We start from the raw sequence: 14189 nt of genomic DNA on the forward strand, positions 1-14189 counted from the left end.
TAATAAAAGAATATTGGCTAAATTGCTAAATTTTTATACTCAAAAACCCCGTTCCTCAACTTTTTTTAATTGGCTATCACATTTGCCTACTAAAAATATTCGGTTAACGATAACAGGATATATCTTAAACAAATATCGATAAATATTAATGGGATAATTAATATTAGCTATTAAGTTTATTAATTAGGTTTTGCTCATTTGATTGAAGTTTGGCAAAATAGCTAACTTACTATGTATTATTTTAAGTATTTTAGATAATTCAAAATTTTCAATTAAAGTAAAATCTCATATTGATAGGTTGAAGATAAAACAGGAACTAAATTAGGATGATTAGTCAAAGAAAAAAAATTATTAAGAGGTTATTCATCTCAAGCTGTTTGAGTGGATTATTCCTTTGTTCAATGACTGCTTATGCCGAAGGCTCAAATCTCACGTTGCAAACCGAGACGGTAGAAGAGGTTAATTCCTCAACTGAGACTATAGAATCAATTGATAATGTTGAGCCTTCTCAACCTAATGAACATATTTATCACAAAACTATATTTTCATTGTTAGGTGAACCTAAATACCCTGAAAATTTTGAACATCTTAACTATGTCAATCCCAATGCTCCTAAAGGTGGAATTATTAAATTGTATGAAATAGGTACTTTTGATAATTTTAATCGTTTCGCAAGCCGTGGCGCACCTGAACATTATTCAGGATCCTTATATGATTCTCTATTTACCGCCACAGCTGATGATATTTCGAGTTTTTATCCACTAATTGCCACCTCAATCACTTATTCAGATAGTTATCGCTGGGCAGAGGTAGAAATTAATCCTAATGCGCGTTTTCAAGATGGTAAGCCAATAACCGCACATGATGTGGAATTTACTTTTCAAAAATTTATGACTGAAGGTGTTTCACAATATCGGGTTTACAACAAAGGGATAAATGTTAAAGCCATAGACGATTATCGCGTTCGTGTCGACTTACCTGAAGCCGACCGTGAAAAATTACTATCCTTTGTTGGTAATATGCATGTTATTCCTGAACATTATTGGAAAGATCGTAATTTTTCCGAGCCAGTAAGTGCTCCTCCGATTGGTAGCGGACCTTATTATATTAGTGATTATAAAATGGGACAGTATGTCGTTTATAAGCGAAATCCTGATTATTGGGCAAAAGATTTACCAGTAAATAGAGGTCTAAATAATTTTGATGAAAAACGTATCGATTATTATATGGATACGAGTATAGCTTTAGAGGCTTTTAAAGCTGGGGAGTATGATTTTCGAGGTGAAGGGCAACCGAAAAATTGGTTTACTCAATATCAAGGAAAATACTTTGATTCAAAGGATATCATTAAAAAAGAAAAAATCGTTGAAACAGCAGTAGATACTAAATGGTTAGCGTTTAATTTGCAGAAAGATTTTTTTAAAGATATAAAAATTCGAAAAGCGATTACCTTAGCTTTTGATTTTGAATGGTTAAATCATGCATTTTATTATGATAGTTATAAAAGACCATCTAGCTTTTTTGAAAATACTATTTATGCCGCTAAAGGTAAACCGAGTGAACTTGAGCTTAAATGGTTAACTCCTTATAAAGATATTATTCCTGAACAAGCGTTTGATGAAGCTTATACTATTCCTAAAAGTGATGGGCAAGGTTTTAATCGCAATAACTTATTAACAGCTGCTAAATTATTGGAAGAAGCAGGTTGGATCATTAAAGACGGTAAATTAATTAATCTTAAAACCCAACAACCTTTTGAATTTGAGTTGTTAACTTATCTAGGTGATGACATCAAATATGCCATTCCTTTCCAGCAAAATTTAGCTCGTTTAGGTATTAAAATGAATATAATCTCACTTGATTACGCGCAGATCAATCGCAGAATGCGTGAACGTGATTATGATATGATGCCACGTAATTATAGTTCGATAGATTATCCATCTTCAAGTTTAATGATTTTTTGGGGAACCGAATATTTAAACTCTACATATAATGGTTCAGGCCTACATAATCAGGCAATTGATTCAATTATTAATGAAATAATTAAAAATGTTGGGAACAAGGAGGAATTAATTCCTCTTGGGCGAGCGTTAGATCGAATTTTGACGCAAGAATATCCGATGATTCCAATGTGGTATAACAGTAAAACTTTTTATGCATATTGGAATAAATTTGGCCAGCCAACCCAACAACCAACTTATGCAATAGGAATTGATAGCTGGTGGTATGATGAAGATAAAGCAGCTAGCTTATCAAAGAATAGAGAACACTAATATGCTGAATTATTTTATCCGTCGATTATTGCTAATTATTCCAACATTGCTAATCATTTTGACGATCAACTTTTTTATCGTGCAAATCGCACCCGGCGGTCCTGTTGATCAAGGATTGTCTATGATTGAAAATGGACCAGAAGCAGGACAAACCTTGTTACCAGGCAGTGAAACTAGCCCAAAGATATTAAAAGAAGAAAAAAAACAATCAAATTATCAGGGCGGGCGAGGTCTTGATCCTGAAATTGTGGCAATGATTGAAAAGCAATATGGTTTTGATAAACCGATCTGGGAACGCTACATTAATACATTGAAACAATTTATTCAGTTTGATTTTGGTAACAGCTTTTTCAAAAGTGAATCAGTGCTAAGTTTAATTGCAAAAAGTTTACCTGTTTCTATTTCATTGGGGTTATGGAGTACATTAATCATTTATTTAATCTCAATTCCATTAGGGATTCGTAAAGCTGTTAAAGATGGTTCAATATTTGATTTTTGGACAAGTACTTTAATCATTATTGGTTATGCAATACCCGCTTTTTTATTAGCCGTGTTGCTAATAGTCCTTTTTGCTGGGGGGAGTTATTGGGATATTTTCCCGCTTCGAGGATTAATCTCAAATAATTTTGAACAATTAGATTTTTGGGGCAAAGTCAAAGATTATTGTTGGCATATTTGCTTACCAACTATTGCTATGGTGGTTAGTGGTTTTGCAACATTAACTATGCTAACTAAGAACTCATTCTTAGATGAAATTCGCAAACAATATGTTGTGACTGCTAGAGCTAAAGGTTTGAGTGAAAGGCAAATTATGTATAAACATGTTTTCCGCAATGCAACCTTACTTATCGTATCGGGTTTTCCAACCTCATTTGTCGGAATTTTATTTACTAGCTCTGTACTTATTGAAGCGATATTTTCACTTAAAGGATTAGGTTTATTAGGGTATGAGGCAATTATTCAACGAGATTATCCTGTTATTTTTGGCTCATTATATATATTTACATTAATTGGCCTACTCACTAAACTTTTGTCAGATTTAACTTATATGTTAATTGATCCACGTATTGACTTTGAGGCTCGCAACTGATGACTATGCACTATTCAATTAATCAGCTACGTTGGCAACGATTTAAACGCAATCGACGTGGGTATTATTCGTTATGGCTATTTTCAATATTATTTATAATAAGTCTATTTTCTGATTTTATATTTAATGATCGCCCCATTTTCATAAAGTATCAAAATAACTATTACTCGCCAATATTTCATTTTTATCCGGAAACAGAGTTTGGTGGGCAGTTTCAAACGCAAACTAATTATTTAGATCCCGCAGTACAAAATAAGATTGAATCAGATGGTTGGATATTTTGGCCTCCATTCCGATATACCTATAATACTGTAATTCATGATACAGCTAGCACATTTCCAACACCACCATCTAAAACGCATTTGCTAGGCACAACTGATGCTGGATTTGATGTATTAGCCAATATTTTATACGGATTTAGAATATCGATGTTTTTTGCGGTATTTTTAACTTTCTTCACTTCCATTATTGGTGTACTTATCGGTGCAATCCAAGGTTATTATGGCGGAAAAGTCGACCTATTGGGACAACGATTCATTGAAATTTGGAGCGGATTACCAGAATTATTTGTAATTATTCTACTTGCAAGTATCTTACCACTTAATTTTTGGTGGTTATTAGCTATTACAGTATTATTTGGATGGATGGCTTTAGTTGGTATTGTGCGAGCCGAGTTTTTACGTACTCGTAACTTTGATTATATTCGAGCTGCCAAAGCAATGGGAGTGAGTGATCGTAAAATTATGTTTCGACATATGTTGCCCAACGCGATGGTTGCGACATTAACATATTTACCATTTATTCTTTGTGGTTCAATTTCGACTTTAACTGCATTGGATTTTTTAGGTTTTGGTTTGCCCATTGATTCACCATCCTTAGGTCGATTACTTCTACAAGGTAAAAACAATTTACAAGCACCATGGCTCGGTATTAGTTCTTTTTTAGTTATTTCTATATTATTGTCACTTTTAATTTTTATTGGTGAAGGAATTAGAGATGCATTTGATCCAACCAAAGGAGTATATAAATGAGTTCTCCTTTATTATCGATTGTTGATTTAAGTATTGCTTTTAAAACTGGTCAAGACTTGCAAAGTCAAATTGTCGAAAATATTAGCTTTGATATCGGCGAACAAGAAACGGTTGCATTAGTTGGTGAATCTGGTTCTGGTAAAAGTGTGACTGCACTATCGATCTTAAAATTGTTACCCAAAGAGCAGGTGATCTATCCATCTGGCGATATTATTTTTGAGGATAAATCGTTATTACATGCGCCTGAAAAAGAGTTACGTAAAATTCGTGGTAATGAAATAAGTATGATATTCCAAGAACCAATGGTATCACTTAATCCATTACATACAGTGGAAAAACAACTTTACGAAGTACTATCATTACATCGTGGTATGCGACGTAATGTTGCTCGGGGGGAGATTTTACAATATTTAGATCGTGTTGGAATCAAAGAGCCTAAAACTAAACTTTCTGCTTATCCACATCAATTGTCTGGCGGTGAAAGACAACGGATCATGATTGCAATGGCAATTTTAACGCATCCTAAATTACTAATAGCCGATGAACCAACTACAGCCTTAGATATTTCAGTTCAAGCACAAATTATTGATTTACTCAAAGAACTTAAAAAAGAACTTAATATGAGTATGCTATTTATTTCACATAATTTGGGGATTGTTAAAAAACTGGCAGATAAAGTGGCAGTAATGCAAAATGGGCAAATTGTTGAATTCAATAATAAACAACGCATCTTCTTACGCCCTCAACAAGAATATACCCAAACATTATTAAATTCACAACCTAGTGGTGAACCCGTTCCTTTACCTGATACACCGGGTATATTGCTCAGTATTAATCATCTGAATGTTGAAGTCATCGCACAAAAACGATTATTTAGTAGTAAAAAGAAGAAAATTGTTGATAACATTGGCTTCACGGTGCACCAAGGTGAAACTGTAGGTATAGTTGGCGAGTCAGGATCAGGTAAAAGTACTACTGCACTAGCTATTTTGCGTTTAATTCAATCACAAGGTGATATTTTATTCGATAGCCATCCTATACAGAATTTATCCGCTAAAAAATTATTACCATTTCGCAGCCGAATCCAAGTGGTATTTCAAGACCCATACTCTTCACTTAATCCGCGCTTAAACGTTGAACAAATTATTAGTGAAGGCTTAATTACTCATAAGAAATTGAGTAAAACAGAGCGTGAACAAGCCGTGATTGATATTATGCAAGAAGTTGGATTAGAGCCTGAAATGCGTTTTCGTTACCCTAATGAATTTTCTGGCGGACAACGACAACGAATTGCCATTGCTAGAGCTTTAATCTTACAACCAGAATTATTGATTTTAGATGAGCCAACTTCTTCATTAGATCATACTATTCAAAAGCAAATAATTAATTTGCTTAAATCATTGCAAGAAAAACACCACCTTAGTTATCTATTTATTAGTCATGATCTTGCCTTAGTTTATTCTTTCTGCCACCAAATTGTTGTGATGAAAGAGGGAAAAATTATTGAACAAGGCTCTCGTGAACAAATCTTCTATACGCCTGAAACTGACTATACGAAAGATTTGCTTTCATTTTTAGATAAACCACCTAGAAAAGCAACTAAAATCCTAATTCATGCTGATATTCTGGAAAAAACGCAGAAAGCTGAAACAGAAGAAAATATAGAAAAGGTTGAAAAGCATGATGGTGAAGAAGAAAAAAAGGTCAATTGGGAAGATGCATTGTTAATGCGCAAAAAATAAATTTATAAGGCTTAGGTATAAACCATAATTGAAAATTTAATTTATTAAAAGATTCAACAGGTTAATTATGAACAAACGAGTATTCCGATTTTTAACTGCTTCATGTGTATCATTTGTCTCAATAAATGTCATGGCATTAACGTGTTCTGATGATCTTGAGCAAAATAAAGTTGAGGCAAATAATTATATCTTCAAAATATTAGATTTTATTGATTCTAAAGCTAAAGGTATAAAACAAGAAGTTAGAACTTCAACAATCACATCAGATACAGGTGCGATCCGTTCAATTGCGAAACATAGTTTAAATTATGATTCCAATGGCTTAATTACTGAAAGTCATTACGACCTTTATTCTGATAAAAATGAAAAACTTTATTCTGAGCATCTACAAAAAACAGAATTTGGTTGGCAAAATGTTATTCAAGATATTGAAGATAAAACTAATAGTACGATTCAATTCAAAACAGATGAAAAAGGCCGTATTATTGCGTCGGAACAAATAAAGAAGGCTCCTGATTTTACATTTATTGAGAATGACAATTATCAGTTTGATAATAACAATTGTTTAGTTAATAAAAATGTTCAATGGCAGCTAAAAGAGTTGAATGCTAATGGAGATGTAGTTGGAACTGTTCAAAAAGGTGCTTCGGTATATTCAGTTACTTACCAAAATCATCAATTAGCAAAAGTGTCAGCGCAATATAGCAATAAAACCCAAAATGAAAGTAATTTTTCTTACCAATTTGATGAAATTAACCGATTAATTGCCATTCATTCAGCTTATTCAATGGTGGGTAAAGATACAACAAATTATATAACCGATTTCTTAACTTTTAATGAAAAAAATGATTGGCTTAGTGCAAGTCAGTCTAAACAAAATAGAAAAAACAAACAGACTAATATTGTTCGACAAATTACCTATTATTAATCAAATTTAAATGGCGTTATCAAAAGTAATCGATAGCGCCAATAAATTAATATCAAAGTAGCTTTAGGCTCTGACAAATAAAATATAAATTGCATGAGCAGTCCATGCGAATGCTAAACAGAAAGTTAGTAGCTTTTCTCGTTTTGGATGTATGTTGAAATGATGAAGCAAAGTTAGAATCTGTTGTAATCCACACCAAATTGGTAGCGAAATCATTAAGCATAAAAATAATTTGCCTAATTCGGTGTTGGCTAATTTAAGAATTGATGAACGCGTTATTGCATCACCAAAAGGGATAATAAATGCAATGATACCCAATACCACGGGAGCAAAAATAGCTGCCCAAAGTCCACCTAAAGCAAATAGTCCTTTTGCCACTGTTGAATCAGAGCGTATTGGTTGATTTTCTTGTTTTTTCATTAATCAAACACCACTTATTTAATAATCAATAATAGTAAGTAATATGAAAGTAAAAGTGTTACACACCAAAAAACAATAATAAGTAAATATACTTTACCCTTTTTATGCGAATCTTGCTTAAAAATAACTTTCGGTATTAATCTAAACCAATTAATTGAATGAAATAAAGCAAGTAATAAAGCAATAGAATTGATGACAACAACTAAAGGCTTTTGCAAGAAAAAGATAAAACGATAAAACTCGTCTTGCCCCATTGCGTTTGTGTACATACAAATAACCCCATACATCAATATTAAGCTTACCCAAATCATGGAAAAAGGGGTTAATTTATTAACAATTGAAAAAAATCGCGCCTGTTTTTTTGATAAATTAATATGTTCAGGCTGATTGTTAGTATTAATTAACTTAGTATTTGATTGGTAATTATCATTATTCTTTTTAATCATAACATTCTCAATGGAGGTAGGATTATCACGTAATTAATCTTTTAAGCGATCAATGTTCATCTGAATATTATAAACACTAACTGATTAATATCGTCAAATTAAAGTCACGAATGATATCGTTTTTTTACTTATCAACACTAGGCAGAAAGTGCGTTGGGTTTAATGTAAATTAAGATTTAAGATAAAAAAATCAAGAAAGCATTTTTGTAAATTAATAATTTACCGTTAAACAGATAATCGGTATAGTTAAATGATAAATAATATAAAAAAGGATTAAATTTTGTTCTCTTTATCTTTATTAGACGAAAAATGGATACCGGTTGTTCATTTCGATGGTCATCTTAGTAAAATTCAACCTAGTCAGCTGGTTGATGAAACAATTTCAGATTTAGCTTATTTAAGACCCGATTTTCAAGGTGCGGCTTACCAGTTTCTTATTGGTTTATTGCAAACCACACTATCGCCCGAAGATAATTCAGAGTGGCGAAAATATTGGAATAATGGTTTTTCATTACAGCAACTAACGCAAGCGTTTGAACAAGTCAGAACTGCCATGCAATTTGGTGCAACTAAACCTTCCTTTATGCAAGATTTTGCTGAATTGGAAGGTAAGAAAATACCTATAACGAATTTATTAATTGACGCTCCGGGTGAGAATGCATTGAAAAAAAACACCGATCACTTTGTTAAGCGTGGTTTTGTCAAAGTGATGTGCCCACACTGTGCTGTCATGGCGCTATTCACTTTGCAAACTAATGCCCCATCGGGTGGTCAAGGACATCGAGTGAGTTTGCGTGGTGGAGGGCCTATCACGACTTTAATCATGCCTGAACTGAATAAACCTACTCCTTTATGGAAAAAATTGTGGTTAAATGTGATTCCCTTAGATGATGAAGAAAGACCGCAGCAGTTTGATGCATCAGTCTTTCCTTGGTTAGCCCCAACGAAAACCAGTGAAAAGCCAAAAAATTTAAGTTTATTTCCCGAGCAAGCTAATTTCTGTCAAGCTTTTTGGGGAATGCCTCGGCGTATTGAGTTAGATTTTCACCAAACTGAGCAAGGACAATGTGGCATTTGTGGTGAAGATTCAACACAACTAATTACCCAATATCAAACCAAAAATTATGGGATTCAATATCAACATTGGCAACATCCACTAACTCCCTATCGCACAAATAAAAAGACAGGCGATCAACTTGCCATTAAAGGACAACCTGGCGGATTAATTTATCGGGATTGGTTAGGTATGGTGAGTGCCAATGATGATATGCATTCGGCTAGAGTGGTTACCACTCATCTTGATCGAAACTTTAAAGATAAACAATACTATCATTTATGGTGTTTTGGTTACGATTTTGACAATATGAAAGCTCGTTGTTGGTATGAACACACATTCCCTGTCTACCCCGATTTGGCGGATCCTAACAGTGATTTAAAAGAGATAATTGCACAAGCATTAGCACTCAGTAAAGATACCTTGCCGATTTTGCGTAAAGCGATGACGGCAATCAATAAGGAGTCGACTTTAATTGATGTTGCCTTTTGGAAAGAAACAGAATTGCCATTTTATCAGTTTGTAAAACAATTAATTATACAGAAAGATAATTCCAGTGGTCGGCAATCATTGTTAGCAGAGTGGGCAAACACATTATTACATTATCTTATCCAAGTTTATGATAAAGCTGCTTTTGGTGATCCTGACCAGTCTTTTAATTTTTCAAAAGATAAAAAAACTAATCAAGCAGTTTGCAAAGAAATTAGTGGTAGAGAAAATTTAATCAATAAATTTTATAAATTGAAAAATAGAAAGTTAAAAATTAGCAAATAACTTTGATTACGTATAAGGGGAATAACGTGTCAAAATATCTTATAAAAAAAACACTCATTCTTAATGATGATCACAAAGCAATCATTATTAAATGGTTTTCTAAGTTGCAGGTTCAAGAATGTTTTTTCTTTGGTAAAGCATACAATGGTTTAAAGTTACGAGCAGAGCTGAAAAGATCATTTTTACCTAATGGAGTAATGCTCAAAGAAGGTTATTGGTTGTTAGCTAATCAGTTATTTGAAGAAAAAAGCTTTCTAAAAGCTTCAGATAATCATCATCAAGCACTTGCAATTTTTGTTGCTGTTGCCGTTTTTGTTAAAGCTAATAATGAAAATGCTTCTTTTGCATCTCAATTAAGTGAGAAAAATAAAAAAAATGAACGAAACATCATGTCTTCTTTGCGCTTTAACCAACTTCTTGCAAGTGATACAGAAGAAGAGTTTTGCCGGCGTTTAATTCGTGCTGTCAAATTGCGTGGTGATGGTGGGGTAAATCTCTTTTCACTTGCTGATAGTATCTTTTTATGGGTTAAAGAGAAAAATAATCGTCAAAAAAATTTATTAAATAATATGGAACCATTTAAACGTAATTCTGTTCGTTGGGCAATGGATTACTATTTGACCGAAAAATCAATTAAGGAATAACTATTATGAGTACATTTTTACAATTACATTTATTAACTGCTTATGCACCTTCAAATTTAAATCGTGATGATTTAGGTCGTCCGAAAACAGCTAAAATGGGAAATAGTGAACGTTTACGAATTTCTTCTCAAAGTTTGAAGCGTGCTTGGAGAAAATCAGACTTTTTTACTGAGTCACTAACTGAAAATATAGGTGTTCGTTCTCGTAAATTTATTACTGAATGGGTTTATAACCATATGAAAGAAAATGAAGTATCAGAAGAGCTAGCTAAATCATGTGCAATAAAAATAAGGGAACACTTTCAAAAAAATAAAAAAGAAAATTCAGATGATGAAACTGATAAAAAAACAGAAAAAAAGGAAAAAAAATCCGAAGAAGCAAAAATAAACTTCGATATGGATCAACTTATTCATATTAGTAATAATGAACAACAGGAAATAGAAAGACTAGTTGCACTATTAATTAATCAGAAAAGAGAGCCAACCCAAGACGAATTGAATAAATTAATTAAAACTCGTCAAGAAAATAGCAGTATTGATATTGCTCTATTTGGTCGTATGTTAGCGGGTAAAACAGAATTTAGCATTGAAGCTGCTTGTCAAGTTGCCCATGCGCTAAGTGTGAGCGCAATTTCTATCGAAGATGATTTTTTTACTGCTGTTGATGATTTAAATGATAAAGAAAAAGATGCGAGTTCAGGGCACTTAGGCGAACGTGGTTTTGCGTCGGCACTGTTTTATACTTATATCTGTATAAGTCGTGATTTGCTCCTTGATAACTTAAACGGTGATGAAGCATTGGTTGAAAAGACACTAAAAGCATTAACTGAATCCGCTATAAAAGTGGCGCCAACTGGCATGCAAAATAGCTTTGCATCACGTGCTTATGCCTCTTATTTATTGATTGAAAAAGGTACTCAGCAACCACGTTCACTTGCTGTTGCTTATTTCAATCCTATCCGTAGCCAAGATATGGTGAATGATGCCATAACTCGATTAGAGCAACAATTGGATAAGTTTGATCAAGTTTATGGTCAATGTGCGGATGATCGCTACAAACTCAATATTGAAAGTGGAGAAGGGACACTTGCAGCTGCATTAACGTTTGTTGCGCAAAAATAAGGAGCGGTCAAGATGATAAAACATCTTATTTTTCAGATTTATGCACCGTTCACATCGTGGGGGGAACCAGCTGTTGGCGAAGTTCGCCACAGCAATATTATTCCTTCCCGCTCAGCTGTATTAGGTTTTTTGGCAGCAGCATTAGGTATTCGGCGTGATGATGATCGTATTGATGCTTTCAATCAGCATTATTTTATTGCTTCTCGCCCTTTTATTGTTAAAGGAAGTTGGTTGTATGATTTTCATACTGTTCAATTTCCACCCGCAATAAGCAAAAATTCTAAAAAGGTTGATGAGGAAGATTTTAATAATTTGGTAACTCATCGTGAATATTACAACGATGTCTATTATCAAGTTATTATTACCGAAACAAAAAGCGCCCCTTATTCTGTAGAGCAGATAAAGCAGGCATTATTAACGCCTGTCTTTCCACTTTATGTGGGCAGAAAGAACTCTCCATTGTCATTGCCATTAGCGCCGGTGATTTATGAAGGTGAGCTTAATGATGCTTTTGTCTTCGCTAATGAACATTATCATCAATACCACCAATTAGATCCTGTCCTAAAGTATTTAGTTGATAGTGATGCTAACGAATATTATTGGGATCATGCTGATCAAGAAACTCATTTTGACGTAATGAAAATACAACTTCGACAAGATCAGCCCATTAACAGGAAGCGTTGGCAATTTATCAATCGCCATCAATATGCAGGACATTTAAAAAGGAGCGAATAGATGTTTTTTTCAAAAGTGGAGCTAAAACTTGAACGGCTTCCTTATGTGATGCAACAAAAAAGACTTCATGCAGGTGAGTATGCAATACATCAATGGTTATGGCAGCTGTTTCCTGATGAAAATAAACGTTCTTTTTTATTTCATGAAGATCTTAATGCTAAAAAAACTCAGTTTTATCTTTTATCTGAAGTTGCACCACTGGTTAATCATGAGTTATTTAAAGTTGACACAAAACTTTATGCGCCGCAATTAACAACAGGTATGAAGTTAAGTTTTTTATTACGTGCCAATCCTGTTGTAATGAAACAAGGGAAACGTTGTGATGTGATGATGAATGCTAAATATCTGGCTAAACAGAAGAGTTTATCATCTAATGAGATCAAAGCTCAGCAATATCAAGCGGCCATAGATTGGTTGATTAAGCAAAGTGAAAAACGTGGATTCTCATTACAACAAAATGAGCATTCGGCAGTTTGCTGTAATGTTATCAGTTACAACCAACATCTGCTTAATAAAAAGTCAGAACTTAAACCGATTAGTTATAGTAGTGTTGATTTTGAGGGAGTATTGACTGTTACTGATCCAAAACTATTTTTAGCTACACTTTATCAAGGTATTGGTAAAAGCAAAGGGTTTGGCTGTGGGCTATTTTTAATCAAACACTGTCAATAGGATATTTAATATGGTGTATATTCCACTGAATCCTATTCCTTTAAAAAATAGAACATCAATGATCTTTCTCCAATATGGACAAATTGATGTTTTAGATGGTGCTTTTGTATTAATAGATAAAACAGGCATTAGAACCCACATTCCAGTTGGCTCTATCGCTTGTATTATGCTTGAACCAGGTACACGCGTATCGCATGCTGCGGTTAGATTAGCAGCTACCGTGGGAACTCTGTTAGTATGGGTGGGTGAGGCTGGTGTCAGAATGTATTCGTCAGGTCAACCAGGCGGTGCTCGATCGGATAAACTACTTTATCAAGCCAAATTAGCCTTGGATGATGAACTTCGTTTAAAAGTTGTTAAAAAGATGTTTGAACTACGATTTGGTGAACCGGCTCCTAGCCGACGTTCTGTTGAACAACTACGAGGAGTTGAAGGTGCTCGTGTACGTGCAACTTATGCATTATTAGCTAAAAAGTATCGTGTTAAGTGGCATGGACGTAAATATGATCCTAAAGATTGGCAAAAAGGAGATACAGTCAATCAATGTATTAGTGCTGCCACTTCTTGTCTCTATGGTATTACTGAAGCAGCAGTTTTGGCGGCTGGTTATGCGCCTGCTATCGGTTTTGTGCATAGCGGAAAACCGCTATCTTTTGTTTATGATATTGCTGATATTATAAAATTTGATACGGTAGTTCCGAAAGCGTTTGAAATTGCTGCCCAAAATAGAGCTGATCCCGATCGTGAAGTGCGTATTGCTTGTCGTGAAATTTTTAGAAGTCAAAAAACATTAGCGACATTAATTCCACTTATTGAAGAGGTATTATCCGCTGGAGGGATTGAGCCTCCACCACCTCCAGATGATGTACCACCACCTGCGATACCAGAACCACAATCACTTGCCGATAGTGGCTTTAGGAGCCATTAATCATGAGTATGAGTGTTGTCGTTACAGAAAATGTACCACCTAGATTAAGAGGACGCTTAGCTATATGGTTATTAGAAATCAGAGCCGGTGTTTACATAGGCGATATTTCCAGACCGGTAAGGGAGATGATTTGGCAACAAATCATCGAGCTTGCTGAAGAAGGTAATGTTGTACTTGCTTGGGCAACCAATACTGAATCTGGATTTGACTTCCAAACTTATGGTACCAACAGAAGAGTGCCGGTAGAACTCGATGGACTCAGATTGGTCTCTTTTTTACCTATTGAAAATCAATAAGTTAAAGTTCTTTAAAAATTCAAAAAATCTGGTAG

14 protein-coding genes are annotated in these 14189 nt (G+C 34.1%); 12 read left to right on the forward strand and 2 right to left on the reverse strand.

Annotated features, from left to right (window positions below):
* Positions 1 to 401: 401 nt before the first annotated feature.
* The 5 genes from J3U09_RS05300 to J3U09_RS05320 all read left to right on the forward strand — a co-directional run bounded on the left by J3U09_RS05300 (position 402) and on the right by J3U09_RS05320 (position 7064).
* Positions 402 to 2273, forward strand: coding sequence for an extracellular solute-binding protein (locus J3U09_RS05300; protein WP_267357414.1), 1872 nt, complete (start codon positions 402 to 404; stop codon positions 2271 to 2273).
* Between the two features lies 1 nt (position 2274).
* On the forward strand, positions 2275 to 3363 hold the full coding sequence (locus J3U09_RS05305; protein WP_267357415.1) for a microcin C ABC transporter permease YejB: 1089 nt from the start codon (positions 2275 to 2277) through the stop codon (positions 3361 to 3363).
* Positions 3363 to 4394, forward strand: a complete 1032-nt coding sequence (locus J3U09_RS05310) for a microcin C ABC transporter permease (RefSeq protein ID WP_267357416.1) — start codon at positions 3363 to 3365, stop codon at positions 4392 to 4394. The genes J3U09_RS05305 and J3U09_RS05310 overlap by 1 nt, the downstream gene beginning before the upstream one ends.
* The gene (gene yejF, locus J3U09_RS05315; RefSeq protein ID WP_267357418.1) at positions 4391 to 6136 is read left to right on the forward strand and encodes a microcin C ABC transporter ATP-binding protein YejF; all 1746 of its coding nucleotides are present in this window, start codon (positions 4391 to 4393) and stop codon (positions 6134 to 6136) included. Before J3U09_RS05310 ends, yejF begins: the two co-directional genes overlap by 4 nt.
* A 67-nt stretch (positions 6137 to 6203) precedes the next feature.
* Positions 6204 to 7064 (forward strand): hypothetical protein, encoded by an 861-nt coding sequence (locus J3U09_RS05320; RefSeq protein ID WP_267357420.1) that lies wholly within the window; start codon positions 6204 to 6206, stop codon positions 7062 to 7064.
* A 63-nt stretch (positions 7065 to 7127) separates the two neighbouring features.
* Here J3U09_RS05320 and frdD read toward each other — a convergent pair whose 3' ends face one another.
* Positions 7128 to 7484: a fumarate reductase subunit FrdD gene (gene frdD / locus J3U09_RS05325; protein WP_220225200.1), complete on the reverse strand. Its 357-nt coding sequence runs from the start codon at positions 7482 to 7484 to the stop codon at positions 7128 to 7130.
* A gap of 14 nt (positions 7485 to 7498) precedes the next feature.
* Positions 7499 to 7930 (reverse strand): hypothetical protein, encoded by a 432-nt coding sequence (locus J3U09_RS05330; RefSeq protein WP_267357422.1) that lies wholly within the window; start codon positions 7928 to 7930, stop codon positions 7499 to 7501.
* A 280-nt stretch (positions 7931 to 8210) separates the two neighbouring features.
* Between J3U09_RS05330 and casA the strand changes: the two genes are divergently transcribed.
* The 7 genes from casA to cas2e are packed head-to-tail and all read left to right on the forward strand — an operon-like array spanning position 8211 to position 14154.
* Complete coding sequence (gene casA / locus J3U09_RS05335; RefSeq protein WP_267357424.1) at positions 8211 to 9758, forward strand: type I-E CRISPR-associated protein Cse1/CasA; 1548 nt, start codon at positions 8211 to 8213, stop codon at positions 9756 to 9758.
* A 26-nt stretch (positions 9759 to 9784) separates the two neighbouring features.
* Positions 9785 to 10402, forward strand: coding sequence for a type I-E CRISPR-associated protein Cse2/CasB (gene casB / locus J3U09_RS05340; RefSeq protein WP_267357426.1), 618 nt, complete (start codon positions 9785 to 9787; stop codon positions 10400 to 10402).
* Positions 10403 to 10407: 5 nt separating this feature from the next.
* On the forward strand, positions 10408 to 11523 hold the full coding sequence (cas7e, locus tag J3U09_RS05345; RefSeq protein ID WP_267357428.1) for a type I-E CRISPR-associated protein Cas7/Cse4/CasC: 1116 nt from the start codon (positions 10408 to 10410) through the stop codon (positions 11521 to 11523).
* A 12-nt stretch (positions 11524 to 11535) separates the two neighbouring features.
* Positions 11536 to 12258: a type I-E CRISPR-associated protein Cas5/CasD gene (gene cas5e / locus J3U09_RS05350; RefSeq protein WP_267357429.1), complete on the forward strand. Its 723-nt coding sequence runs from the start codon at positions 11536 to 11538 to the stop codon at positions 12256 to 12258.
* Positions 12259 to 12930: a type I-E CRISPR-associated protein Cas6/Cse3/CasE gene (cas6e, locus tag J3U09_RS05355; protein ID WP_220225194.1), complete on the forward strand. Its 672-nt coding sequence runs from the start codon at positions 12259 to 12261 to the stop codon at positions 12928 to 12930.
* Between the two features lie 10 nt (positions 12931 to 12940).
* The gene (gene cas1e / locus J3U09_RS05360) at positions 12941 to 13858 is read left to right on the forward strand and encodes a type I-E CRISPR-associated endonuclease Cas1e (RefSeq protein ID WP_220225193.1); all 918 of its coding nucleotides are present in this window, start codon (positions 12941 to 12943) and stop codon (positions 13856 to 13858) included.
* 2 nt (positions 13859 to 13860) lie between these two features.
* Positions 13861 to 14154, forward strand: a complete 294-nt coding sequence (gene cas2e / locus J3U09_RS05365) for a type I-E CRISPR-associated endoribonuclease Cas2e (RefSeq protein WP_220225192.1) — start codon at positions 13861 to 13863, stop codon at positions 14152 to 14154.
* The last annotated feature ends 35 nt before the right edge of the window (positions 14155 to 14189 follow it).

This window comes from Gilliamella sp. B2889, assembly GCF_026536885.1.
Classification (GTDB): Bacteria; Pseudomonadota; Gammaproteobacteria; order Enterobacterales; family Orbaceae; genus Gilliamella; species Gilliamella apicola_E.

Excerpts from the sequence above, each read along its gene's own strand:
- J3U09_RS05300 (WP_267357414.1), top strand. The coding sequence starts at position 402 with ATGACTGCTTATGCCGAAGGCTCAAATCTCACGTTGCAAACCGAGACG.
- J3U09_RS05305 (WP_267357415.1), top strand. The coding sequence starts at position 2,275 with ATGCTGAATTATTTTATCCGTCGATTATTGCTAATTATTCCAACATTG.
- J3U09_RS05310 (WP_267357416.1), top strand. The coding sequence starts at position 3,363 with ATGACTATGCACTATTCAATTAATCAGCTACGTTGGCAACGATTTAAA.
- yejF (WP_267357418.1), top strand. The coding sequence starts at position 4,391 with ATGAGTTCTCCTTTATTATCGATTGTTGATTTAAGTATTGCTTTTAAA.
- J3U09_RS05320 (WP_267357420.1), top strand. The coding sequence starts at position 6,204 with ATGAACAAACGAGTATTCCGATTTTTAACTGCTTCATGTGTATCATTT.
- frdD (WP_220225200.1), bottom strand. The coding sequence starts at position 7,484 with ATGAAAAAACAAGAAAATCAACCAATACGCTCTGATTCAACAGTGGCA.
- J3U09_RS05330 (WP_267357422.1), bottom strand. The coding sequence starts at position 7,930 with ATGATTAAAAAGAATAATGATAATTACCAATCAAATACTAAGTTAATT.
- cas7e (WP_267357428.1), top strand. The coding sequence starts at position 10,408 with ATGAGTACATTTTTACAATTACATTTATTAACTGCTTATGCACCTTCA.
- cas5e (WP_267357429.1), top strand. The coding sequence starts at position 11,536 with ATGATAAAACATCTTATTTTTCAGATTTATGCACCGTTCACATCGTGG.
- cas6e (WP_220225194.1), top strand. The coding sequence starts at position 12,259 with ATGTTTTTTTCAAAAGTGGAGCTAAAACTTGAACGGCTTCCTTATGTG.
- cas1e (WP_220225193.1), top strand. The coding sequence starts at position 12,941 with ATGGTGTATATTCCACTGAATCCTATTCCTTTAAAAAATAGAACATCA.
- cas2e (WP_220225192.1), top strand. The coding sequence starts at position 13,861 with ATGAGTATGAGTGTTGTCGTTACAGAAAATGTACCACCTAGATTAAGA.